This is a genomic window from Spirobacillus cienkowskii (genome assembly GCF_037081835.1).
GTDB lineage: Bacteria > Bdellovibrionota_B > Oligoflexia > Silvanigrellales > Silvanigrellaceae > Silvanigrella > Silvanigrella cienkowskii.
Genome location: NZ_CP146516.1, coordinates 502,159 through 527,624, shown reverse-complemented (window position 1 = coordinate 527,624; position 25,466 = coordinate 502,159). Strand labels below are relative to the sequence as shown.

Here is a 25,466-nt window from a genome sequence, read left to right as displayed (position 1 = left end):
TATTCCTTAAAAATATAATATTTTATAAATATAACTGCAAATCGTTTATACTTGTAGTTGTATTATTCTCTTCTTGAATGTGTTCTAAATCAAGCTTCTCTGAAGTTTCAATCAACTCTTTTAAAATTATCTTTTTAATTATACCATCAATCCTATCAATTTCTTTTTCAGAATTTTTTAGCCAGTCAAGACAATAAATTTTTTCAATATACCAACCGACTTTTGTCAGTAAATTTGATCTAATATTAATATAATCCATTACATTTAAGCTCGAATGAAGTATTCCATTATCGCATTCAATACCAAGTATATACTTCTCAGGGTACAATGGATGCCTGATCGCAAGATCCATATAAATGTTATTCAACCCAACCATTTCAGATACCTTATAACCCAAGTCTTCTAACTTATGTTTTACAAACAAAGCAAATTCATTCTGTTTATTTAAACTAATATTTTTATCTCTTTTAAAAGACTTAAGAATATTGATTGATTCTTCTACTTGTCCTAGCGATAAAAATTTAAAATATTTTAAAAATCGTCCACAAATACATTGATCCGAATTTAATAAAAACGCTTTCTCGCTTGTATCGATTGCATCAATATTTACAGAAGTAAATAAAATCATTCTTTTCTTTACACTAGCAATAATTTTATGAATATATTTAGCCGAATTATTTGTATTAAATATTTTTAAATTATCAAATCTAGTTGATTTACATGTATTATCATTATTTCCTAACGATAATAATATAACATCAAATTTTTCTAAATATAAATCATCAATACTTTTAACTATAATACATTTATTTTTATAATTATCATTTTTACAATTAATTCTTTCCAATATCCAAGAAAAGCTAGGATTTGATGCAATAATATTTTTTATAAGTTTTATAAATAAAAATGTTCTTTCTGCGCAACTTGTAATTACAGCGTATGACTGATTTGGATAATGAATAATCATATTAAAAAAATATTTAGCAAGTTCATCCAATTCATTTCGATCGGAAGTTATTTCTATTAAATGTAAATCGTTCTCAATAAAATACAAAGAAGGCTTTGGTGGAACAAAAAGTTTAAAATCGTAAAAAGCATAATTTGCAAAAGTTATAAGTGACTCATTATAATCAGAATTTACCCATTTAAAAAATACTGAAGAAGAATTTTCAATAAAATTTTTTTCATACTCATTTGTTGCATTAAAGTTTTCAAATTCATGACACGTAAGTAAAACTTTTTTTGCTCTATAGATGCATGGAATAATTTTATTTAAACCTGATGGTTTTACTACATCTAAAATTACTAAGTCAAACATTCCCTCTATAAGTGGAACAACCTTACTCACATCATTTAAATTTACAAACCAACATGGTTTAATTTGCAGGAGTAACTCCATTTCTTCGGAGGTGATACTAGAAACTGAAGGTGAAAAGTCAAATGAAGAAAACATGTTTTCAAATTTATTGTTTAAACAGTTATCACTAATTTTTTGAGAGTATTCATTAAATTTATATTGATAATAATCTAGTATAAATTGATATAATTCTTCTTCATTATTTTTAATAACACAAGTAGAATTACTTATCAAATTTTTACCATAAATCTTGATATCAGGAAAATTCTCATATATTTCTTTTAACCAACCAATTGTTACGCTTGAAAAAACAATATCTTTCCATTTGCCGTTATAATTGAGTAATAACTTAATCACATCTAAATCTAAATCAAATAGAAAACATTTATTTTTTATACTAAAAATAATTTTATTATATTGATGTATAAAATCAATATCATCATACTTTTCAATCAAAATCTTGATAAAGTTAATTTTTTCATCTGTATTGCTAGCACTAATTTGTTTTTCATCTATAAATAAAGATATTTTTTCCCATTCACAATTAATCAACTGATTCATTTTTTCTATTTTGCATTTTATATCGTAAATTTCTTTAATAGTTGATGTAACATTCTTATAGCCATAATATGAACTTGTAATTTCTAGATAATGCTTGTCACTCAAAACTATTGCAAGATTTTGAAAAATCTCGTATATATTTTTTAAATTTGTTAATACATTATTACAATATTGCGTAAATGCATTTATATCATTGCTATCAAAATAAAAACTAAAATTTAATTTATTAAAAATCTCAATAATATTTTCTTTTTTAAACTCATAAACTTTATAAGTATTTAAAAAAGTTTCAAAACTTTCACAATTACTACAGATTTTTTTTAATATATTCTTATTTTTCCAATGCTTTACAGAAAAAAACTTTAAGATATTTTTTTCTTGAGAAAAAATTTCTTCTAAATTATCTATACTATTATAACAAACTTCATCTTTTATTTGATTAAAAATATTGTTCCACTCTTTTGCGCTATTAATAAAATCTTCTAATTTTTCTATAATAAATTGTAAATATTTAAAAATATTTGTATCATCTTCCCATAATTTTTTATATTCATATGAAATATCAAAAAATCTAGTTCCATTAATAACGAGATCATAATAATTTTCAATAATATCCTTAGATTTTTCATCTTTTATTAAATTATTAAGTTCTTCATTTAAATTAAATATAATATTTTTTGTGTTAATTATAGTATTATAAATACTTACCAGACTATCATAAACTTCGGCCTTTTTTGAAATATCAAATTGCTTGAATAACCATGGACTATCTAAGTTATTATCAAGCTTGTTATAAAAATACTGAATATCATCAATATCAAGCAACAGACCTGAAAGCACACTCCATTTTATATTTCCTAATTTTTTGTATATATTTTGATCATACAATTCATTTTGCGCATAAAATGCTTTATTAATAACTTCAATATTTTTTAAACCACTTTTTTCATGATTTTTATTTAATATCCTAAAATATTTCTTATAATGAAATATTTCTTTATCTATTTCGTAAGTTTTATTATACAAATAATCTTCATTAAAATTAAGATTATCTTCTACTATGTACTTTTTTTCAAACTGCTTCATAATATCAGAAAAACATTGAATATTATCTGATGATACTAAAATATTATTATTTAACTTCATTTCAGAGATTTTTGAATAAATATTTTTTATAAATTTATTATTATTTGAAATAAAAAGAATTTTTTTATAATTACTTAAATACTTAATAATTAAATTTGTAATAATACTAATTTTCTCACTGCCCGCGGGGAATTTAGCAATAATAGAATCTTCTTTTGTTAATTTTTTAATTAAACTACTAAGATCTGAGTCAAAATATAAAGGAAATAACTGACTACTTTTTCTTATATTATCATAGTTAAATTCGCCATCTTCTTTTTTTATAATTTTTTTTGCAACAGCATTATATATTAAATTATTATCACAACTATCTCCAATAATTTTTTTATAGTCAGAATATAATTGATAATTATCAGCATCTAAAACACTTATATTCATAAAATCATAAATTAAAAACTGATTAAAATTGGAATTATAATCTTTAGTTTCATATTTATATCTTAAATACTGGCAATCAATATTATTTTTTCTAAGCAGTTCGCATAAATAATGTAACGCATATTTTGGAGATAAAAATTCTTTTTCAATTTCAATATTAATATTAAAAAAATTTCTTAAATGAAATAATAAAGTTTCATTAAACCTTAGAAGTCTTTTTGTAAAAATTAATTTAAAATTTTGACCATCATCTTTAATTAATGATACTGGAATTTTAAAAATCGGGATACTAGATTCACCAAAATTTCCATGCCATGTTAAAAATGGTCCTAATAAATATAAGCAATTAGTATCAAATTCACGCTCATAATTATCACTAATATAATTTAATTTTTCTAACATCTTAAATGTATGACAGTTAAGGAAGTCATTATTTTTATTAAACAATAAAAATTGATTGAGATTCATTGATTTTGAATAAAATATTTTTTCAAACTCTTTTGAACTCCAAACAAAAGAAGAAGTAGATAAGTTATTATTATCAAAAAATCCTGACTCAAGTGTATCTCTAATAGATAAAAATAAAGAATTTTCATTCTCAATAATATTTAAATTATCAAAAATTAATTTATTTTTTAACGCATAACCTTCTAATGAATTTCTATACTTCAAAAGGTATCTTTTTACTTGAGTTTTGTTCATTTTATTTATTTATAAAACCCCTCATGATAATTTTTACAATACTAAATATAATAAATTAATTTAAATTAAATATTTTAGAGTAACATTAAAAAGTTAACTACTAAAATATTTAGTAGTTAACTATAATATAATAATTTATTCTTTATTTTTACAAGAAAAATTTCTAAAAATTAATTAGATTGAAACCAAATTAATAAGAAAAATCCAGTCACAGTTTAAAAACTGATGCCTGTACTTCAGATATATGTAATTTATCTAATAATAACATTACCAATCGGGATTGACCTATTCCTCCACCAATTGCGCTCGGCAAACGTTCACTTAACAATTCAGTATGAAAATATAGCACACTGCGAATTTGTTGACGTGTTAATTGTAACTGCTTCTGCAGTGCTTCTGCATTAACACGAATCCCCATTGACGACAATTCAAATGCACATTCTAATTTTGAATTCCACAATAAAATATCTCCATTTAAACCTTTAAAATCAAATTCAGAAGGCGTTGACCAATCATCATAATCTGGAGCTCTTGTTCCATGGGGTTTTCCATTAGACAGAGGCGCTCCAATTCCAATTAAAAAAACAGCTCCATGAATCTTACAAATTTCTCTTTCCCTTTCTATTGGGCTTAAATTTGGATACATCCCTAACAATTCTTCAGAATGAATAAAAGTAATTTTTTCAGGAAGCTTTGCCTTAATTTCTGAAAACTTGTTACAAAGTTTTAACTCTGTTAACTTAATAGAATCATAAATATCATTAACAATTTTTTTAAGATAATCGATATTTCTATGCTCCTCATCAATACAAATTTCCCAGTCCCATTGGTCTACATATGCTGAATGCGTTGCATCAATTTTATCGCAGGGTCTGATTGCCCTCATATCGGTATACAAACCCTCTCCAATTTTAAAATCGTATCTTTTTAACATCAGCCTCTTCCATTTAGCTAAAGACTGAACAATTTCCACTGTTTTTTTTGTTGATAAAGCTGGGATTTGAAACTTTACAGGTGGCTCAATTCCAGTTAAATCATCATTAATCCCAATACCTGATTCTACAAATAAGGGAGAAGATATTTTCATTAAGTTTAATTTTTTTTCTAAGCATTCTGAAAAGTAATTTTTTATAAATTCTGCCTGTTTTTCCGTTTTTTTGAGATCCACACTTAAATCAGCGCTTATTTCTGACTGAAAACAACATAAATAAGACATTAAAGTTATCCTTTTAATTAAATTTTTAATATTAAAAATTAATAAATTAAAATTTATTAATAAAAAATATTTATTTTTTACGAAAAAATTAATTATAGTTGAGATTAAAATTATTTAATTTAGAAGATATAAAGAGCTTTAATTGTATACTACAACCGATATTTATCAAAACAAAAAAAACCTTAGATATCATAACATTACACCTTTACTTAGAGCTTGCCTCTAGCAGTTTCTCAGAAAACCTTAATCTACAACCAAATTTAAGTCAATCAAGCTTAAAAAAAATTACTTAAATATCAAATTATTATGTGATTTTTAAAAAATTATTAAAATTTTTAGAAATATTCCGATATTAATTAGTATTAAAATTTTATTAATTTTAAGTATACTTAGAGGTATTATGCCTTCAGTTCTAATTGTTGACGATGAACCTATGATATGTAAGCTTCTATCTTTAAGATATGAAAGAGAAGGCTACAAAACTCTTACAGCACATAATGGGCAAGACGCACTTGCAATCTGCAAAAAAAATGCTCCCGATGTAATTATTACAGACATTAACTTACCAGTTGTGAATGGCATTAAATTTATAGAAGAGCTAAAAGATATAGAAAATTACAAACCTGTTATTTTTAGCATATCTGGGTCTATTGAAACTCTTGATAATCTTGATGTCAATGAACAATTCAGCAAACCAGTTAAAATTAATGATATTTTAGATGCAACCAAAAAATACCTCTTTGAAAAAGATAATAATATAAAAAATCTTAATATCCCTGAAAATTTTGAACTATCTAAAGAACAATTAGAACTGATATCAGAATTAACTCCAGGAATTATTCATAATATAAATAATCATATTTCATTTATTTCTTCTTCATCATATTTAATGAAGAAAAATATAGAAAATGAAATATCAAACCAACCAAATAATGAAAAATTATTAAATGATCATAAAATATTCGAAAAAATATATACTCATAGTCTTATGATTGCTAAAATAATTAAAAGCATTAAAATGCTTGCATACCCAGTAAACAAGCAAGCTGATATGGAAAATGTAAAAATAATTAGTATTATAAACAGCTCTCTTGACTTGATGCAGGATATTATTAAAATTAATGAAATTAAAGTATATACAACTTGTAACGAAAATGTTGAACTTCGTTGTTACCCAGAACAAATAATTCAAATATTTATTAATTTAATTAAAAACGCTTGTGATGCAGTTGCTAAAAATGATGCAAAACACAAATGGCTAAAAATTGATGTAAAAAAATCTGATAATTTAATTAGAATTAGCTTTACTGATGCTGGAAAAGGTATTTCTAAAGAAATAATTCCTCATTTAATGAAGCCCTTTTATACAAATAAAAAAAGAAATAATGGACTAGGATTAGGTCTTAGTATTTGTAAAAAATTTATGGAAATTCATAATGGAGAGATTGAATATGATGATGAATCAGATAATACTAAATTTATTTTAAAATTTAATGCTATAAAAAATTAGTCATCATCTTTACCTGATAATTTTTCTATTACAGAATAATCCTCTAAAGTTGTTACATCGCCTTTAATAGAACCAGTTGTGGCGAGCTCTCTTAATAATCTTCTCATAATTTTACCACTTCTTGTTTTAGGCAATATTTCTGCAAATTTTATTTCATCTGGCCTTGCAATACTTCCAATTTCTTTTGCAATAAAATTTGAAATATCATTTTTAAGTAATTTACTTGGCTCAATTGATTTTTTTAAAGTAACAAAAGCAACAATTGCTTGCCCTTTTAAATCATCAGGTCTGCCAACTACAGCACACTCAGCGATTAAAGGATGCTGAACAGCAGCGCTTTCAATTTCCATAGTTCCTAATCGATGCCCACTGACATTGATAACATCGTCAACACGCCCCATTATCCAAAAATACCCATCTTTATCTTGATGGGCGCCATCTCCAGTAAAATAATATCCTTCAATCTGTTTCCAATATGTTTGCTTATATCGCTCATGATCTCCATAAATAGTCCGTGCCATATAGGGCCACGGATTTTTAATGCATAATAACCCGCCTTCTGCTTTTTTTACTGGCTTTCCATCTTTGCTAAGAATAATTGGTTCAATACCAAAAAAAGGAAATGTCGCACTACCTGGTTTTGTTACTGTAACTCCAGGAAAAGGAGCAATCATTGCTGCACCTGTTTCTGTTTGCCACCATGTATCAACAATTGGACATTGTTTTTTGCCAATAACCTCGTGATACCACATCCAGGCTTCAGGATTAATGGGCTCGCCTACAGAACCTAATAACCTAAGATTTGATAAATCATGTTTACTTGGCCCGTCATTTCCCAATCTAATAAATGAGCGAATTGCGGTAGGAGCGGTATAGAGAACTGAAATTTTATTATTTGCAATAATCTTCCAAACACGATCATTATCAGGATATGAAAGAGAACCTTCATAAATAAAAACAGTGGCGCCATTACTTAATGGACCATATACAACATAAGTATGTCCAGTAATCCAACCGATATCTGCTGTACACCAGTAAACATCAGAGTCATTTAAATCAAATAAATATTTTGTAGTAACAGTCGCACCTAATAAATAACCAGCCGTTGTATGCAAAACTCCTTTAGGCTTTCCTGTTGTACCACTTGTATATAAAATAAATAATGGATGTTCTGCATCAAGCCGTTCTGGCGGGCATTCTGTTGATTGAAGCGCAACGGATTGATGCCACCACAGATCTCTACCAGACTTCATATTTACTTTTTCATTTGTTCTATTTAATACAATTATATTTTTAATTGTGGGTGTTTCTAAACAAGCATCATCAGCAATATCTTTCATCTTCACTATAGAGCCTTTGCGAAAAACTCCATCTGCAGTAAATAAAACTTTACACCCAGAATCTTGAATTCGGTCTCTAAGAGAATTACTACTAAACCCTCCAAATATGACAGTATGCGTAATTCCTAAACGGCTACATGCCAACATTGCAACAATTGCTTCGGGAAGCAGCGGCATATAAATAGCGGCTTTATCTCCTGGTTTTAAGCCTAAATTTTTAAGAATATTTGCGCATTGACAAACTAAATTATACAATTGCTGATAAGTTATGGTTCTCGTATCACCAGGCTCACCTTCCCAAATTAAAGCTGCTTTATTTTTTTTTGAAGAAGATAAATGCCTATCTAAACAATTATAAGAAACATTTAAAGCAGAACCAGAAAACCATTCTGCTCGATAATCTTTCCATTTAAAAACCGTTCGCCATTTTTTAAAAAATTCTAAATTTTTTAAAGCCATTTTTTCCCAAAATGATTTTGGATTTTTAATTGATTGATTGTAAATTTTTTTGTATTCAGAAATGCTTTTTATAATGTAACTTTTAGAAAAGTCTTTAGATGGTTTGAATTTTCTATTCTCATGCAATAGAGAATCAATATTTTCTTTAGAATTTTTTTTTTACCATTAAGCCTCCTTTATTATACTATTCCAAAATAATTTAAGTTTCTCTAATGCGCTTTCAAATTCGTGATCACTAACAGACAAAACAAATCTACAAAAACCAGGCAATCTTGTCCATTGAGGACCGTTTATAAGTAATCCAAACTGTTTGTACAAAATATCACAAATATTACTTTCCGTAATATAAACAAAATGATTCTCTTTTTCACTTAAAATATTTAATGCTTTTCCTAAAATATAGGTTGGTTTTGCAATTAAAAACAACCCTCCATAAGACTTGAGTACCTCCCATCCAGTTTCAGAAAGTACCAATTTTAATTTTTTTGATCTTTCTTGTAAAAACTGACTCTGACGTTGATAATGATGACTCACTTCAAAATCATTATTATTCAAAATAGCAAAAATCCTTCTCGCCGCAAAACGTATTGTTACTGGTAATTGATGAGAATAATTTTTTCTTAACGCCATCAAAATTTCTGAGCTAGCAGAATAACCAAATCCTATTCTTAATCCTCCACTTGAAAGCTCTTTTGATAAGCCTCCCATTAAAAGAAATTTTAAATTTGGAAACTTATTGCTTACTAAGCTTTGTACATTATAACAAGACTCTTCTTTTTGATACTCTAACTCAGAAAAAATAGTATCAATTATTACATACGATTTAAATTTTTCGGCAACTTGAAAAATTTGTTCACATTCTTCTAATGAATACTTAGCTCCAGTTGGATTAACTATTGGAGCATTTAAAAAAATCCAGACTGGCTTGGTTTCTTTTGCAAGAGTTTTTTCTAAATTTACTGCTGAAATTTTAAAATCATCTTTTATATAAGTTTTAAATGAAATTAACTCACAGCCATAAAACATTGCAGTCGCTTCAAAAAAACCATAACTCCCATCAGGCAATAACAGAGAATAGTTTTTTTCTGCACAAAACTCACAGACACTAGCAAATAAAGATGAAATACCATTTCCTAAAACAATTTTATTTGCGTCTATAGAATTAATTCCAAAACGATTATACAATAATTTTAGTATCTCATTTTCAAGTAATAACTCTGAGTTAGAAATATTTTGTCTTACAAATCCTTCAAAAACAGAAGCTTTTACAAATTCTGGTACAGGATAACAGTTTTCACCATAATCAAGTCTAACTGTCTTTGAATCAACGTTATGATGACTATCTTTAATAGAAATATGAGCAAATGAATTTTTACACTTTAAAGAAAAACCTGGAAATTTATCTTGAAATGGTAAGTTTTCTAATACAGGCGACCTTAAATCACTTGCAAGACCTCTTTTACTATTTCTTACATGAAAACTTAATAAATCAAACAATATATTATTATAATATTCTTGTAAAACAACTGATGTTCTACTATAAGTTAGTTCTGATGAATTACTTAAAGCAGAAACAAACGATTCATTTTCTGAATATAAAAATGCAACTTCTAAATCAGAATAAATTTTATTATAAATAAAACCACATATTAAAGTAACATGACTTGGCAATACATTTTCAGATAAAAAATCAAAAATTCCGTTTCCTTTTGGAAAACTTGTTAACTCTAGACCATTGCTAAAATCCACAACCAATCTACAATTATATTTTTCTGTTGTTTCTATTAAACGAATAAAAGCATCTTGATTTCTAACCTCTAAATCACTAAGTCCTGTAACAACTAAATCAGGAAGCAACGTTGCAATCAGTTTGCAAACAAGTTCGCATTGTTTTGGAGATTCAATTACATTTACATTTTGATTTTCATTAATGTTATCATTTGTAATCCATTTTTCTGGTAATTCTTTAAAGAGATCTTTTTCAACAATTGCCTTTTTTATATCATAGATCGAAAAAATATTTTTTATTATTGAACTTCTTGAAGGAGCAATAGAAATACATTTTGCTGTAATTGGTACTCTCCAATATGTTCTAAAATATTCTGCAATATGTCTTCTAAAAGAAGAATCTCCTTTTACATTTTCATAATTTAAAGCACCATCATTTTTTAGCTTATCTGCAAGCTTAGCAAGAAAAGACATTTTTTCGTCTACTAATGATTGATCTCCGTAAGTTAAATCTAAACCACTTCTAGCAGCAAAATATTTATCTTTTTTTAGTAAGGTTAAAATTTTTCTCATTTTATGGAAATCACGCATTTCTGCTTCGAGCACATGTAATGAATGAAAAATTTTTCCAAAATTTTGTGTATAAAAATAAGCTGTTCTTGCACTAATTGACTCTTGCGAATTGGAGCCCATAAAAAACTCAAATCGATAAGAAGAATTTTTTTCTATTTCAACCAACGGTAATATTTCTGTATCTCCAGCTTGTTGAATTTTGGTTTGCCAAATTATACTTGTTTTAAAACCCCGACGTGTAAATAGTCGTTCAAGTACAGCTTTACCTGGTCTTCCGCCTAAATTTAAAATAATTTTACCAGACGACTTCATGAGTTCAATTGATTCTTCAACAGCTCTAGCAATTAATCCTAAACCAAACTGATCTTCTATATATCCTTGTTTTGCACAATAATTACTTAAAGCATAAAGCGATTCATCCGTAAGATCTTGCGGCACAATATTTGGAATTACACTAGAATCTGGTGCAAGAACTTGAGGAATACAACCAATAACCTTATCAAGTTTCACTTTGTGTGTTAAACAGTATTCTAATAAATCTGAATAGTGAAACTGCACTCTATCTAAAATTGATTTACCTTCAGAATCAATTAACGTATTTCCTTTATTATCTAACGCATTTAAAAATAAATTTATTTTTGCACAAATAATTGCTTTAGGATTGATGTCTAATCCATATATTTGAAGTGGGGCGGTTTTTTTTGCTAAGGCTATACTTATCCAACCGTTTCCGCAACCAAGTTCAGCGATTGTTCGATGATGGAATTCTGATTCAGAGCACCTAACTAACCCTTCGTAAAAAGTAAAAGACCAATCTTCTGGAAAAAAAATACTTGGGAGCTGCAAAATATACAATGAATTTGGACTCAATTCATTACCATCTATAATCAATTTATCTATTGTAAAGTTATAAATTTTAATAATATCTTCTTTTGTATCTAATGATAAAAAATATTGATATATTTCTGTAAATGCACAACGAGCCTTAACTCGAGTAATTGGATCTTCTAAATATTTTAAAATTTTTTTTAAATTCTCAAAAGTTTGTTGACTAGATATTTTACAACTATCCAAAAAACTCCTCAAATCAAAATTCCACAAATATTTTTCAGATTCATGATTCAATTTCATATTTTATTTCCATTACGTTTTGATTCAATTAACTTAAAAAATCTAGATAAAATTAATATTGCTGGAACAATTAAAATGAGCATAGGAAGAATAGCGCCACCAAAAATAAAATACAAAATTCTTCTAGACATCATTGTTTCAATTGTATGATAATAATTTTTATTTAATAAAAATTTATCTATTTTCATTAATAAAAACTGAGACAAAATACCTGATAATATCCAATATAAAATTAAAAAGTTAATCATATCAATATTAGCCAAATTCAAGTGCATTAAATTATCTAATGAAAAAAGCATAAATTTCTTATTCCCCCTGCTCTATTAATTACGAAGAAGTAAGACGTATTTGAGTTATAAACCAAATATCTGTATAACACCTGGAAATGAGCAGTTGCTCATTAAAAATTTTAAACAAAATATTTAAAACTACAACATGAGGATATTATGAATCTTAAAATCACCTTAAGTAGCCTTTCTGTTTTACTATCAACCGTTCACTTTTCTTTGTACCCAAGCGAAAATGAAAATTCTTTCTTTAAGAATAATAGCAATTTTTCTGAATCACTCAGCCCCTTTATCCATTCAGAAGCACGTTCACTTGCAGCACAAAAACTCTTGCCTTCAAGCTATCCAGAAGAAGCAGAAATCTTATGTAGCGCAGATCAATGTGTATTTGGGCTGACTCGAGGTATTGTTGTTGGATCAGATATCTTTAGTATGATTTATGCTCCCTTCCGCAAAACGTTTGATTCTAAAGCTTTGGGCGGCTCTTTATATATTATTGATGCCTTTGGCGGTTTTCAAGTTCTGAGAGACGTTGAAAATAAAATTTATATGAATGCTCAAATTGGCTACCGTCAATTAAATTATAGTTACAATTCATTAGATATTTCTAACCAAGGCATCACAACTAAAATTAATTATTCACAGCTTATTACACCAATTTACTTACAAGGACTTTCTTTTGAAGCATATTTTGTAGGAAAGTCTAAAACAAATAATAGCCAATCATTAAGTTTAAACTCTGCAGACCATAATACATTTTCAGATACAGCAAGTTACTTTTATAGAATTTCTCAAAAATATCCGATTTATCAAATATCATTACCAGCTCATCTTGAAGTTGCAAACTGGAATAGTTCACAAACTGGCTTTGCACAACCACTTAGACTTTATGCTTTGCTCGAGCCTTTTTATACACAAAATCAACTATTATTTAATTATGATAATTTATCATTACAAAAAATAGAACAGAATTTTGGAATCAAAATGGCAGCATCAATGTCTTATGAGTCTTCACAACAAATGGTATCAGGACGTTTTGCTCTTCTTGGAAGCTTAGGAATAGATATTTCAACAAGTTATATTAACACAATTCAATCTGGAAATTCTGACGCCAATATTCCTGCAAAACACTGGCTGTCACCTTACATAAATTTTGCTGGTACTTGGCAATTTTAATTTAATTTTTTGCTTCTTACTTGAAAGAACAATGGCAATATGCCAACCTAATTACTTGCTAATTTGCTTTAATTCATTGTGGCTCTATTTTTAATTAAAAAAATATTCTCTAGACCAAATATTGGTCAGCAAAAATGTGCAAGAAAGGATGGCGTTTATGTCTTTGTCTAATTTCTCTGTAAACTCGATATTGCAAGATAAAACAATTTTAGTAGTTGGAGGCAGTGGTTTCATTAGTAAAGTATGGTTATCAATGATTTTGCAATTTGTCCCTTCAGTAAAAAAAATTTTTGTACTTGTAAGACCAAATAAGCAAATAGATGGCGTTGCAAGATTTGAAAAAATTTATTTAACCTCTCCTGTATTTGATAATATTCGTAATATCTATGGTACAAATTTATTTAACTCAAAAAAACTTGAAGTTATTTCTGGTGATGCATGCCATAATCAATTTTGTATGGATAATGAAAAATACACAACACTTCTCAACGAAGTTGATATTGTATTAAATTTTGCAGCAGACTTGAGATTTATAGCTCCACTTGATCAAATGCTAAAAAGCAATGTATTAAGTGTGGATAATATTTGTGACTTTATTTTAAAATCTGCGTCTGCAAAGCTTTTACACATTTCGACCTGTTACGTAGCAGGAGTGGCAGACGGTATTGTTTCAGAAAAACCGCTTTCGCAAAAATCTCCTAATGGTACCTTATTTTCTGCTCAAGAAGAGTTTAACTTTGGAATGCAAGAATGCCTTGGAGCAAGGAACAGAAATGCAACTAATCAAGAATTAACTAGCCTCGGAATTCTTCGCGCAGAACGCCTAGGATGGCCAAATACCTATACTTATACTAAAGCACTAGGAGAAATAATTTTATCTGAAAAATTAAATGATTCTCGTTTTTGCATTTTTAGACCAAGCATCGTTGAATCTGCAGAAAAATACCCATTTCCTGGCTGGAATGAAGACTTTAATGGCACTGCTCCTTTTATCCAAATGTTAAGTTCACCATATCGTTTACTTGTAGCAAAACCAAATCATAATCTTGATATTATTCCAGTAGATTATGTTGCAAAAGGATTAACAATAGCTGCCAGTGCGTTACTAACAGAAAATCATTCTAAAATTTATCAATGTTCTACATCATCAATAAATCCATTATCCGTAAAACACGCTACAGATTTTATTTTTAATTATTTTAAGAATAAAAATTCAAACGGACTTGTTCATTATATATTACCAAATCCTAAACCTATGTTTATTACTCCTAAACATTTTCTATCGAGTTCTAATATTAAAAATTTTGAAAGAAGAGTCACTTTAATTTACAATAAAATAAAAACAGAAAAAAAGTCTACAAAATTTTTTGCACAAACTGGCATTGATGGTTTATTAGATTCATTTAGAAGAAAAACCAAAAAAATTGATCTAATCATGAATGCCTATAAGCCATTTATTTACGATTATAATTATACCTTTACATCTGAAAATTTATTAAAACATAGAATTATTGAAGAAGAATTTCTATACTCACCAAAAAATATTGAATGGGATCATTATTGGAAAATCGTACATATACCAGGTCTTAAACAATGGTGTTTACCAAGACTTAATACATTAAATAAATTTTAATTTAAATCTAATTTTTTTTAATATTTTTCCATTGAGACCATGTTATATCTGAATGAGAGATATAATTTTTAGAAAATAAATAAAATTCTTTGATAAATTGCTCTCTTTCACGGTATAATTCTTTATATTTTCCTGCATTCTTTTTATGATAAATATATATTGGAAAAATTTTAGTTTGCCTTTTTAATATATCATCATATGAAACACTTTTAGCATTTTTAAGTATATCAAACATTAACAAAAAAGTTGTAGTACGACCTTTACCGCCCCTACAATGAAAATGAATCCATGTATTTGAATCTAAGTTTTTTACCAATTTTAAAAATTCGTCGACATCTGAGTCAGATGGTCTATTATGATCAGAAACAGTGATTCTAAAATACTTAGCTTTCAATTCATTAACTATTTGATCTTCACGTTCTGCAGAAACTATATCAAATCGAATAAGACCATTTTTATTAATTGTATCATTTTTATAATCTTTAGCTCGTGGGATTTGAATATATTTTAAATCATAGAGTTCACGAAGCCTATGCGCCTCGTCAATTAAAATATTATTTTTTAATTGATCAATATTTATCCAATTATTATTATTTGTCCAAGTAACTGGATAATTATTTATAAATCCATGTGGCTCTTGTCTTAAATCAACTACAAGGATATTTTTTTTAGTATTATTAATAATCCAACGCAATTCTTCCTTAGAAAACTGAGCACTACCAGAGATATGCAAATTATCTACACCAATTTTATTTAGGTCTTGATGCATTAAAATTTGTTCAGATGATCGAAAATTCTTAGGTGAACGATGAATATTAGTATATTCATCAACAACTAAAGTTCCTTCTATGTTATCCTGTTTTGTATAACCAGGAAGATCTGAAGCTAATTTAATTTTGCAAATATTTTTTATTATATTATTTTTGTTGATATTAAAATAAATTATTTTATTTTTAAAGTCTTTATAAGATGTAAAGTCCTCATACTTAATTAAGCCATTAAATTTTCTAAAATAATCTGCCCAATAAAATTCTGCGTAATTTGAAAAACTTTCTAAATTTTTATCAAAACAAAATTTAGATCTATCATCAGCTATAAAACCAACCAAAGATCGATATGGATCATTTGTAAGATTGTTTATTGTTGTGGGCAATTCATTAAAATCTTTTGATTCACCCTTATCTTTTAAGTAAACAAAATTATTATTTTTCATATCAATCCAAAATTCTTTTTTACTTATTTTAGGTTTTTCAAGCATATAATTCTTTTTTACTTTAAACAAAAGTTTTATTTCATAGTTTTTATTTTTATACAATTCATTTGCTAAAATTAGACGATGATGTCCATCGATTACAAAAAAACCATTTTCTGAATCAGGACCAACCACGATATCAAATGGTTTATCGCAATATAAGTTTTTTATTCTTTGAGGATTATTTGTAACTTTTTTAAATAAAGTATTAACATATTCTTGACCAATGTTAAATTGAGTTGGTCTTAAATCAGAAGTACTTAGAATACAAATTTGATTTACATCTGTGATTTGTGAACATTTAGGATAGCTTTTTTCTAATTTTTCATTATTTTTTTTACAATATACATAATCATTATTTTTTATCATATTCGCAAAAGTAGATTTGCAACCAATAAAAAAAAATTGTGGTATAATTAAAATAGATAATTTATTAAAATTAATTTTAATATTACGCATTCTACTTATCTCCTTTTATTACCATACTCAAAAATTACAAACAGAATATGAAGGAGATAAAACAAAACCACAATAATCTAATAAAATCAAGAATTTTTAAATGAATTATATATTTTTCCAAACTTCAATATGTATTATTAGACATATTTTATCTGATTTTTTATAATTTTTAACATAATTAAATAATTAATTACAATTAACTATTTTTTCTTTATTATCGCTAATTTTTTCTAATGAAAATCCAGGCAAATCTATTGCTTGAGGTAGTTTGCAGATATTACCTAAACTTTTAAGGTTAATAATTTTTTGTCTATAGTCGCAGTAATTGCTACCATCATGATATTCACTAAGTTCGTTAAATCTTCTAAAATATTCGGCCCATTTAAACTCAGCAAAATTTCCATAAGTTGGACTCTTTGTATTAAAACAAAATTTTAGCCCATCTTCAGCAACATAAGCTAACAATGATCGTAAAGGATCATTTGTAAGTTCACTCATTTTTTTTGGTAGCTCTTCTGCAGATCTTAACTGTCCCTTATCTTTAAGATAAACATAATTGTTTTTTTCCATATCTTTCCAAAATTCTTCATTATTTTTAACATAATTGTTAATAAAATAATTTCTTTCAATTTTAAATAATAATAAGTATTCAATGTTATGCTCAGTTTTAAAAATTTCTATACTCTTTGCTCTATGATGTCCATCAGTAAGAAAATAACCTTGATTAAATGAAGGTCCTATTACAATATTAAGTGGTTTTTTACAATACATTTCTTGATTTTTTTTTATATTTTTAAGATATTTTTTTACAATTTTGTATACATATTCTTCACCATAATTAAACTGCCCTGGGCGAATTTGTTCTAAAGTGACTGAACAAACTTTTCCCTCTTTTAAATTATAAGAACAAACAGGGTATTCAACAGATTCAGAATCACCTGTTGCACATGTAACAGTAGAACGCAAAGCGGTTTTTGAATTTGAATTTACAGAATCATCAGACGTACATGAATAAACAAGAAATAGACATATAATAGTGTTTGTTAAACAAAAATATTTGCCCAAAAAAATAGACATATAGATTCCCTTTTTTAAAAGTATAACATCAATTATTGACTCCTCAAAACCAATCAAAATCTCATTCAATATTTTTTCAGTATGAATTATCCATACTGAAAAAATATTGTTATTATTATTTACAATTCTTAAAAATCAAATATTATCAAATTCTAATAAAAATAGGAGGTTAGATAATGCAAAATAGTGGTCGTCATAATCTGTCTTCTAAAGCTCTCATAAATAGAAATTCTACGCTAGAAAAAAATAATATTTTTGTAAAATATACAAATAAAAGATTAGCAATTCAAAAATTTATTAGTTTTATAGTTTTAATTCCATTTTTCTATTCTCTTATTTTTATATTTAAATATATTCTAAACTATAAAATTGAAAATGTAAAATTTATTCGCAAAAAATTTAAAAAACTTGTAAAACAAAATAAACCATTAATAATCTGTCCAAATCATTTAACTTTTATTGACTCCTGTCTCATAATTTGGGCACTCGCACCCCCCACCTGGTATATTTTTAATTTTCGATATTTTTCGTGGAATTTACCCGCTGGAGACTTTTTTGGAAAAAAATTACGTTATAGAATTATTGCATTTATTGCTAAATGTATTTTTATTCATAGGGATGCCGATTCTTCTCATCATAATGAAATTTTAACTATCTGCCAAAATTTACTTTCTAAAGGAGAAATTATAACTATATTTCCCGAAGGCAAAAGAAGCCGCACCGGTAAATTTGAGTCTAAAAAACTTACTTATGGAGTTGGAAAAATTTTGCAAGGAGTTCCTAATTGTAATGTTTTGTGTATTTATTTAAGAGGTGATAAACAGGAAATTTATTCTAATTATCCTGCAAGAAATTCTCGCTTTTATATGAGTATGGATCTTATATCACCAAAAACATCATTACAAGGACGAGAAGGCTATGCAGATTTAATTCAACAAATTTCATCTGCAATTAAGCAGCAGGAAAATCAATACTTCAGTTTAAAAAAAGAGGTGACAATAAATATTTATGAATCTATTAAAATCAATCAACGAGAACAAAACACATAATACATCAAAAAAGCAAGTTGCTTTAATAACCGGAGCTTCTAGCGGAATAGGTTATGCAATTGCAAAAGTTTTTATTCAAGAAGGATTTGATATTGTTGCCGTTGCTCGAGATCAGCAAAGACTCCAGGATCTCGCCCACTATGCTAAAGAAAATTTTAATTCAACTGTTTATGTTCTACCAGCAGATTTGACAAAATTAAGCTCTATAAATGAAATTGAAAATTTTCTATTAACTGAACAAATCACAATCGATGCTTTAATTAACAATGCAGGTTTTGGAGTTCATGGCAGTTTTAAACAAACAGATATTCAAAAAGAACTTGATATGGTACGAATTCAAATTGATGTTACATTAGCTTTAACTAAAATTGTTTTACCTTCTATGATTCAAAAGAATTTTGGTTATATTCTTAACGTCGCCTCAGTTTATTCTTTTACCCCTGTACCATATCAATCTGTTTATGGAGCATGTAAAGCATTTTTACTTTCATTTTCTAGTTCATTACGCCATGAAAATAAAAAATACGGTATAAAAGTCACAACGCTTTGCCCAGGAACCACAAATACTGAGTTTCGGACTCGTTCTAACATTCATGCAAAAATTAATTTTAAAAATGGAATGAGCGCTGAAGAAGTCGCAAAATTTGGTTTTAAAGCGCTCATGAAAGGACAAAAAATAGCCGTTCCTGGTTTACTCAACAGGCTGTTCGTGAGTGCTGCGTCCCATGTGCCCACTTCTCTTTTTAGCTCTAGCCTTGTTTTGCTGAACCATTTCAGGGGCGTCAATTCCAAAAACACCTAAACGCATTTCTTCTTCCACTGGGAGTAGTTTATTTGGGTTGCAAATATTTTTAGGATCCAGAGATACTTTTACTGCTTTTAACGCTTTTATTCCAGTTGCTGATATCTCAGTTTCCATCCAGGGAGAATGATCATAACCCACTGCATGATGATGCGTTAATGTTGCGCCATTTTTTAAAAATGTGTCCGTAATGAGTTTTTTAAAAGAATAATATTGCGCCATCTCATTACCAGGTATCTGCTTTGTTGCATAGGTAAAATAAAGACAGGCTCCAGTTTTATAAGTATGAGAAATGTGACAACCAACATATCCATACCCATCATTTTCTTCATGAAATTTGTTTTTAATTTCTTCTATCGTTTTATAATATACTGGTAAAATTTTAGACCATGTTGCTGCAGTTTCAGCGACATCAACCATAATTCCATAATCCATCACATAATCTCTAAGGTAAGGGATATTAAATTTATCTTTTGACCATGTTTTACTTACATTTTTTCCTAAAGAAAATGCTCTATATTTTTTTAATATTTTAAGGACTTCTTGTGAAATTATTTTAGTATTTTTCGGTTCTCCTTCAAATCCTATAATCATAATGCATGGACTTGTATACCCAGTCAGTGTTAGGAAGTTTTTTATTTGTTTTTGTAATAATGCTTCGACTCCTGTTTTAGGTGATTTCATATTAAATGCTAATTTTGATTCTCCAGCATCTTGCAAACGTATCATACTTGGAATCCAATTTTTATCTAAACATTCTTGAATCGCCGCAACACCTTTTTCAAAACTTGGAAATATAAAACCTTTGTAATCTTTAATTTCTGGTAATTTATGAATTCGCATTGTCGCTTCTGTGATAACTCCTAAAATACCTTCCAATCCAACAACCCATTTATTTATATCTGGACCGGCACTTGAAGTTGGAACTGTTCTTGTCACGATTGTGCCAACTGGAGCAACCATTTTTAAAGAAACAAGCATGTCTTCAATTTTACCATAAGCATCAGATTGCATTCCTGCTGAACGCGTTGCTAACCAACCACCTAAGGTAGAATACTCAAACGAATCTGGAAAATGCCCTAAAGACCAACCTTGTTCCTGCAATTGGTTTTCTAAATCTGGACCAATTGCACCTGCTTGAATTACTGCTGTGTGAGATTTTGGATCAACAGAAAGTACTTTGTTCATATGTTTCATATCTAAAGAAACAATAGTGCGCACACCTTTAGCTGTTATCGTTTGATCTCTTGGATCAACACCTCCTACAATATTTGTGCCTCCGCCAAACGGTATCACGCAAACATTGTGAAAATGTGCTGACTTCATTATCATTTCAACTTCTTCATGTGTTTTAGGGTATATGATTAAGTCAGGTGCTCTTTTAACAATCCCTTTGCGAGCATAAAATAAATCAGCGTATGATTTTCCATAAGAATGCAATAGTCTTTCATCATCATTTGTAAAAATTTGATTTTTCTCAAGTCGACTTGAAACTTCTAATAAAAAATCATCATTCATGTTTGGAGAAGGCATATTGACTTGAGATCTTGCAACAACTTCAGTTACTTTTTGATCACTGGTTAAATTTAAAATTTCACTTAACCAATTCCATAAATTTGGTTTATCATGCATTGGAAAAGTTTTTTGCGGATCTCCCCAACCCCACCATTTCATCATAGTAAAGTCTCCATAAATTTTTAAAGTTATAACAATAATCTAGAAAACTAGAACTCTCAAATAAATCAATTATTGTCAATACTTATTAAAATTTATTTAAACTCTAAAACACTCAACTCTTCTAACTTTTTTATTGCTTTTTCATTTCGTGGGTCAAGTTTTAAAATATATTCCATCAACTTTTTTGCTTTATCGAATTCTTGCATGTCATAAAAGCATAGTGCTTTATTAAATAGTACTTTTGTATCAGTAGGAAAGGCTTTGATGGCATTATTATAATATTTTAAAGCTTCTTCATGTTTATTTAAATCTTTTAAACAAATTCCCATTAAGTTAATTAAACTTCTATTATTAGGATCAGACAACAAAGCTTTTTCAAAATATAGAGAAGCTTTTTCTAATTTTTTTTGATAAAATAATGTTTTCCCATATTGCTCATAGATATTAGGATAAACAACCCCATTATTTACAGCCAATTCGAGTACTTCTTCTGCTTCTTTAAATCTTTGGCAATCGATTAATAAGTTTGCAACTCTCTCGTAGCGAATTGGATTATTTGGACTTAAAGAAAATGCTTGTTTAAAATGATCTAGTGCAATTTCTATTTTATTTATTGCCATATAACTTTGTGCTAATTCATCAAATGACTGTACAAATAAAGAATTTGAATTTATTGCTTCTTTGCATAGCTCTATCGATCGTTTATAGTTTTTCATCAACCTATTACATTTTGATAATCCTACTCGTGCTCTAGACGATTTTGGCAACTTTTTTAACAACCATTCATATTTATTTAAAGCTAAATTTAACGTTCCTTTTTTTAGTAATAATTTTGCTTCTTGAAAATGAAATTCTATTTTGTTAGGATCATTACTATTGATCACGCAGCTAGGAATTTTTTGCGATAAATCATGAAATGAAAATGGTTTTTTCAAAAACCCATCAATTTCATATTCTCCAAGCAAAGCAATATCTTCTCTTGTAGCATTATTGCTAATCATTAAAAAGGCAATACTTGAAATTTCTGATGAATCTCTTATTTCTTTAAGCAATTCAATACCATTTATTTCCGGCATATCTAATTCACATATTACAAAATCAATTTTTTTATTACTTAATATTTCAATTCCAATACTGGTAGTAATTGATTGGTAAATATTTGTAAATCCCAAGAATTTTAGAAATGTTGAAATTAAATTACGAAATCCTTCGCTTTGATCAATAATTAGATAAGTCATATCTTTTGATAATTCACATATTTGAGACATAATTAAAGAAACCTTTCCTCATGTTTCAATATTCATTTTCACTTATTTTTTTAAAATAATTTAATATTTTAGTTAAATATTCAAAATTATTATTTTGATTTTTTACAAAAGTTGCGCCAATTATATTTTTTTCAAAATCAATTCTTTTGCAGGTACATTGAAACTTAATTGTATTTTCATCTTTAAAATCAAATAAATTTGGATCCATTAATAATAAAAAATTTTCATCAGTTTTAAATTGAATTTTACCTTTTTCAACTCTAACAGCACATCCATTTTGAGAAATATTTATTAACGTACATTCACAAATTTGCGAGCCGTGTAATTTTTGAATTAAAACAGGAATACAACTCATATAGCGATCTTCCGATCGTTTTTCTGTTGAATGATTGCTGTCACTCGAAAAATTCATTTACAGATAACCTCAAAATTTGTTTGTTTTAATTTTTAAATTTAAATTTAGTATATTAAAAAAAAAGGAGCTTTTAAAGCTCCTTTTTTTTATGCCAATAATAAAACAAAGTTTAATGAAGATTATTCACCATCTTTAAGTTTTTCAACTTTATTAAATTCTAGCTCTACAGGTGTTGCGCGACCAAAAACAGAAATGAGCAAGCGAAGCTTCATTTTATCTGCTTTAACTTCATCAATATCGCCCACAAAATTAGTAAATGGACCGTCAATAACCTTAACTTTTTCGCCTTTTTCAAAGGCTGTCAAAGGTTTTGCAGGTGCCGATTTGCTTGCTTCAGCGGCACGGTTAAATATACGACTAATCTCTTCGTCTGGTACAGGTTTAGGATCTTGATTTGCTGCGGCACCAATAAAAGAAGAAATTTTTGGAGTATCTTTAACACAACCAAACGTTGCCTTATGCTCTGGGTCCATTTGAACAAAAAGATAACCTGGCATCATTTTTTGTTCTACCTTTTTCTTTTTACCGCCTTCGTCAATTTTTTCGACTGTCATCGTAGGTATTAGAATTTGGCCAAAATAATCATTCATTTTGAGTTTTTTGATGCGCTCTTCTAAGGTTGCCTTTGCCTTTTTCTCCATACCAGACTGAGTTAAGACCGCAAACCATTTAAATCTTTCATGGGTAAATGAAGTTGGTTTGGATGTGTTGTCAATATCTGTGATTTTGGGTTCAGCCATTTTTTTATATTCCTTGCGTGATAGTTTTTATTGTAATTTATGCAGCAGTACTCATTATAAGATTGATAATTCTTAAAAAAACAGTGTCTGCAAAAAACAAGACAATAGAAGAAACTATGACGAGGGCAATAACAATTACAGTTGTTTTTTGAGCTTCTTTCAGTGTGGGCCATGCAACACGAGACAACTCATCACCTACGTCAACAATAAATTCTTTCAACTTTTTATGCGCAAGCAAAGAGCCAACAACAATTGTCGTTAACAAGGTCGCTATACCAATGCTGACAGCATAAAAGTTACTGTTTTGAATACTAAATATATTAGAAACGTCTTGTGGTAAATAATTTTTACCAAGAAAAACCCATAAAGAATAAAAAAGATACCAAAAATATGCTGCTATAATAGAATAAAATAAAGCAGCATATCGATAAGCCACGTGAGATACATCATTCATTTGCTTTTTGTCTCCTACTGGGTGCCATAACGGCAAAACGCCCCATAAATGTTTAAGAGCTAACACGGTTTCTTGAAGTTGAGCAAGGCAAAAATATGTCAACGAGATGTGCACCAAAAAGCTAGCATACTTTAGTCATCAATAAAACACAGGTGCGTCCACTGGTGTGTAACTTTGGGAATATCACGATGGGTCGCTTGACGAAAGCTAAACAGTGTAGGGTGACCATACGTATTTTCTCTTAATATACTGATATTTTTTTGGTTGAGCCCTATCACAACCGCTTCTAGTGCGGCAAGCAGCTGCAAATCAGGATAGACTTTTACATTGTCTGCAACCTCTATTTTACGCTTTTGATTTAATAAATAAGGCAATAGCGAAGAATCTTTGGTTAAATCAGAACAACAATCAAATAAGGATTTGTAAAGTTTATCCTCACAATGATAGTTAGAAAAAGTCACATCTCGGTGCTGGCTCAAAGCTTTTTGAACATCCAAACCACATTCGTAGCTAACCCCAAAAATAGCTGGACCAATAAACATTTGTAATGAGGCCAAAAATTCAAAACGGTTAATATTAAATAATGCGACCTTTTGTATTAGCAATTCTACTGTACTTTGTAAAATTTGAGCAGAAAATCCTCTCCACCCGGCATGGCAAACTGCACCTGCAAACACGTTTGATTTCCGAAAACAAAACACAACAGGCAAACAATCTGCAGTTTTTATTGCTAAATATTTTTTTTCGTGAAACACCTCAGCAATGTTTTCCACATTGGTTACCAAATACTGCGCATCACCACGAGGCGAAGGATCACAAGCTTCTACGACTTTACTGCTATGAAAAGTTTTTAAAATAAAAGAGTGAGGCAATGGGTCATTTAACGAAAACAAAACCCTATTCTTTAAGCTAGGAATTGCCAAACCTAAAGAACTTAATAAATAAGGATTTTCTGAAATGGCGATATTTTCACCTTCAAAGACATTAAAAAAACTTTGAGGAATTAAAAAGGGGTAGTCATTTGGGCATAAATGGCTAAAAAGTTTCATAAATTAAGGAAACTCCCCTTTCTACTA

The 25,466-nt window shown here is 28.2% G+C and carries 18 protein-coding genes; 5 read left to right on the top strand and 13 right to left on the bottom strand.

The features are described 5' to 3' along the window. Positions 1-22: 22 nt before the first annotated feature. Both Spiro2_RS02305 and asnA read right to left on the bottom strand, forming a co-directional pair. On the bottom strand, positions 23-4,114 hold the full coding sequence (locus Spiro2_RS02305; RefSeq protein ID WP_338636760.1) for a hypothetical protein: 4,092 nt from the start codon (positions 4,112-4,114) through the stop codon (positions 23-25). Positions 4,115-4,352: 238 nt separating this feature from the next. Further along, on the bottom strand, positions 4,353-5,360 hold the full coding sequence (gene asnA, locus Spiro2_RS02300) for an aspartate--ammonia ligase (protein WP_338636759.1): 1,008 nt from the start codon (positions 5,358-5,360) through the stop codon (positions 4,353-4,355). A 400-nt stretch (positions 5,361-5,760) separates the two neighbouring features. Here asnA and Spiro2_RS02295 point away from each other — a divergent pair, with 400 nt between their 5' ends. Continuing rightward, positions 5,761-6,870: an ATP-binding protein gene (locus tag Spiro2_RS02295; protein WP_338636758.1), complete on the top strand. Its 1,110-nt coding sequence runs from the start codon at positions 5,761-5,763 to the stop codon at positions 6,868-6,870. On the opposite strand, the gene acs is transcribed toward Spiro2_RS02295, so the two are convergent. Genes acs through Spiro2_RS02280 form a run of 3 tightly spaced genes read right to left on the bottom strand, consistent with a single transcriptional unit; the run spans position 6,867 to position 12,400 of the window. After that, entirely contained in the window at positions 6,867-8,795 is a 1,929-nt protein-coding gene (acs, locus tag Spiro2_RS02290; RefSeq protein WP_338636757.1) for an acetate--CoA ligase, read from the bottom strand. The genes Spiro2_RS02295 and acs overlap by 4 nt on opposite strands. Before the next feature lie 39 nt (positions 8,796-8,834). Continuing rightward, complete coding sequence (locus Spiro2_RS02285) at positions 8,835-12,101, bottom strand: aminotransferase class I/II-fold pyridoxal phosphate-dependent enzyme (protein WP_338636756.1); 3,267 nt, start codon at positions 12,099-12,101, stop codon at positions 8,835-8,837. Further along, entirely contained in the window at positions 12,098-12,400 is a 303-nt protein-coding gene (locus Spiro2_RS02280; RefSeq protein WP_338636755.1) for a hypothetical protein, read from the bottom strand. The genes Spiro2_RS02285 and Spiro2_RS02280 overlap by 4 nt, the downstream gene beginning before the upstream one ends. 147 nt (positions 12,401-12,547) lie before the next feature. On the opposite strand from Spiro2_RS02280, the gene Spiro2_RS02275 reads away from it, so the two are divergent. Further along, complete coding sequence (locus Spiro2_RS02275) at positions 12,548-13,564, top strand: hypothetical protein (RefSeq protein ID WP_338636754.1); 1,017 nt, start codon at positions 12,548-12,550, stop codon at positions 13,562-13,564. A 157-nt stretch (positions 13,565-13,721) separates the two neighbouring features. Continuing rightward, positions 13,722-15,197: an SDR family oxidoreductase gene (locus Spiro2_RS02270; protein WP_338636753.1), complete on the top strand. Its 1,476-nt coding sequence runs from the start codon at positions 13,722-13,724 to the stop codon at positions 15,195-15,197. A 7-nt stretch (positions 15,198-15,204) separates the two neighbouring features. Here the strand turns inward: Spiro2_RS02270 and Spiro2_RS02265 are convergent, their stop codons facing one another. Both Spiro2_RS02265 and Spiro2_RS02260 read right to left on the bottom strand, forming a co-directional pair. Then, a complete protein-coding gene (locus tag Spiro2_RS02265) occupies positions 15,205-16,908 on the bottom strand; it encodes a ParB-like protein (RefSeq protein ID WP_338636752.1) in 1,704 nt (567 codons plus the stop codon). Between the two features lie 186 nt (positions 16,909-17,094). Continuing rightward, positions 17,095-17,985: a ParB/Srx family N-terminal domain-containing protein gene (locus tag Spiro2_RS02260; protein WP_338636751.1), complete on the bottom strand. Its 891-nt coding sequence runs from the start codon at positions 17,983-17,985 to the stop codon at positions 17,095-17,097. A gap of 176 nt (positions 17,986-18,161) precedes the next feature. Here Spiro2_RS02260 and Spiro2_RS02255 point away from each other — a divergent pair, with 176 nt between their 5' ends. Both Spiro2_RS02255 and Spiro2_RS02250 read left to right on the top strand, forming a co-directional pair. Further along, complete coding sequence (locus tag Spiro2_RS02255) at positions 18,162-19,034, top strand: lysophospholipid acyltransferase family protein (protein ID WP_338636750.1); 873 nt, start codon at positions 18,162-18,164, stop codon at positions 19,032-19,034. Next, the gene (locus Spiro2_RS02250) at positions 18,994-19,836 is read left to right on the top strand and encodes an SDR family NAD(P)-dependent oxidoreductase (protein ID WP_338636749.1); all 843 of its coding nucleotides are present in this window, start codon (positions 18,994-18,996) and stop codon (positions 19,834-19,836) included. The genes Spiro2_RS02255 and Spiro2_RS02250 overlap by 41 nt, the downstream gene beginning before the upstream one ends. Here the strand turns inward: Spiro2_RS02250 and Spiro2_RS02245 are convergent. The 6 genes from Spiro2_RS02245 to Spiro2_RS02220 all read right to left on the bottom strand — a co-directional run bounded on the left by Spiro2_RS02245 (position 19,726) and on the right by Spiro2_RS02220 (position 25,439). After that, entirely contained in the window at positions 19,726-21,513 is a 1,788-nt protein-coding gene (locus Spiro2_RS02245; RefSeq protein WP_338636748.1) for an FAD-binding oxidoreductase, read from the bottom strand. The two genes, Spiro2_RS02250 and Spiro2_RS02245, sit on opposite strands and share 111 nt — an antisense overlap. Before the next feature lie 92 nt (positions 21,514-21,605). Continuing rightward, positions 21,606-22,781 carry a tetratricopeptide repeat protein gene (locus tag Spiro2_RS02240; RefSeq protein ID WP_338636747.1) on the bottom strand — a complete coding sequence of 392 codons (1,176 nt, stop codon included), beginning with the start codon at positions 22,779-22,781 and terminating at the stop codon, positions 21,606-21,608. Positions 22,782-22,806: 25 nt separating this feature from the next. Beyond that, complete coding sequence (locus Spiro2_RS02235; protein ID WP_338636746.1) at positions 22,807-23,193, bottom strand: PilZ domain-containing protein; 387 nt, start codon at positions 23,191-23,193, stop codon at positions 22,807-22,809. 122 nt (positions 23,194-23,315) lie between these two features. After that, positions 23,316-23,936 (bottom strand): transcription termination/antitermination protein NusG, encoded by a 621-nt coding sequence (gene nusG / locus Spiro2_RS02230; RefSeq protein ID WP_338636745.1) that lies wholly within the window; start codon positions 23,934-23,936, stop codon positions 23,316-23,318. Between the two features lie 37 nt (positions 23,937-23,973). Then, positions 23,974-24,390, bottom strand: coding sequence for a preprotein translocase subunit SecE (secE, locus tag Spiro2_RS02225; protein WP_338636744.1), 417 nt, complete (start codon positions 24,388-24,390; stop codon positions 23,974-23,976). Between the two features lie 131 nt (positions 24,391-24,521). Next, the gene (locus Spiro2_RS02220) at positions 24,522-25,439 is read right to left on the bottom strand and encodes a polyphenol oxidase family protein (protein ID WP_338636743.1); all 918 of its coding nucleotides are present in this window, start codon (positions 25,437-25,439) and stop codon (positions 24,522-24,524) included. Positions 25,440-25,466 lie beyond the last annotated feature (27 nt).

What these genes read in the sequence shown, in the direction of transcription:
- asnA (WP_338636759.1), bottom strand. Translation starts at nt 5,360, where the DNA reads ATGTCTTATTTATGTTGTTTTCAGTCAGAAATAAGCGCTGATTTAAGT.
- Spiro2_RS02295 (WP_338636758.1), top strand. Translation starts at nt 5,761, where the DNA reads ATGCCTTCAGTTCTAATTGTTGACGATGAACCTATGATATGTAAGCTT.
- Spiro2_RS02285 (WP_338636756.1), bottom strand. Translation starts at nt 12,101, where the DNA reads ATGAAATTGAATCATGAATCTGAAAAATATTTGTGGAATTTTGATTTG.
- Spiro2_RS02280 (WP_338636755.1), bottom strand. Translation starts at nt 12,400, where the DNA reads ATGCTTTTTTCATTAGATAATTTAATGCACTTGAATTTGGCTAATATT.
- Spiro2_RS02275 (WP_338636754.1), top strand. Translation starts at nt 12,548, where the DNA reads ATGAATCTTAAAATCACCTTAAGTAGCCTTTCTGTTTTACTATCAACC.
- Spiro2_RS02270 (WP_338636753.1), top strand. Translation starts at nt 13,722, where the DNA reads ATGTCTTTGTCTAATTTCTCTGTAAACTCGATATTGCAAGATAAAACA.
- Spiro2_RS02265 (WP_338636752.1), bottom strand. Translation starts at nt 16,908, where the DNA reads ATGCGTAATATTAAAATTAATTTTAATAAATTATCTATTTTAATTATA.
- Spiro2_RS02260 (WP_338636751.1), bottom strand. Translation starts at nt 17,985, where the DNA reads ATGTCTATTTTTTTGGGCAAATATTTTTGTTTAACAAACACTATTATA.
- Spiro2_RS02255 (WP_338636750.1), top strand. Translation starts at nt 18,162, where the DNA reads ATGCAAAATAGTGGTCGTCATAATCTGTCTTCTAAAGCTCTCATAAAT.
- Spiro2_RS02250 (WP_338636749.1), top strand. Translation starts at nt 18,994, where the DNA reads ATGAATCTATTAAAATCAATCAACGAGAACAAAACACATAATACATCA.
- Spiro2_RS02245 (WP_338636748.1), bottom strand. Translation starts at nt 21,513, where the DNA reads ATGATGAAATGGTGGGGTTGGGGAGATCCGCAAAAAACTTTTCCAATG.
- Spiro2_RS02240 (WP_338636747.1), bottom strand. Translation starts at nt 22,781, where the DNA reads ATGTCTCAAATATGTGAATTATCAAAAGATATGACTTATCTAATTATT.
- Spiro2_RS02235 (WP_338636746.1), bottom strand. Translation starts at nt 23,193, where the DNA reads ATGAATTTTTCGAGTGACAGCAATCATTCAACAGAAAAACGATCGGAA.
- nusG (WP_338636745.1), bottom strand. Translation starts at nt 23,936, where the DNA reads ATGGCTGAACCCAAAATCACAGATATTGACAACACATCCAAACCAACT.
- secE (WP_338636744.1), bottom strand. Translation starts at nt 24,390, where the DNA reads ATGAATGATGTATCTCACGTGGCTTATCGATATGCTGCTTTATTTTAT.
- Spiro2_RS02220 (WP_338636743.1), bottom strand. Translation starts at nt 25,439, where the DNA reads ATGAAACTTTTTAGCCATTTATGCCCAAATGACTACCCCTTTTTAATT.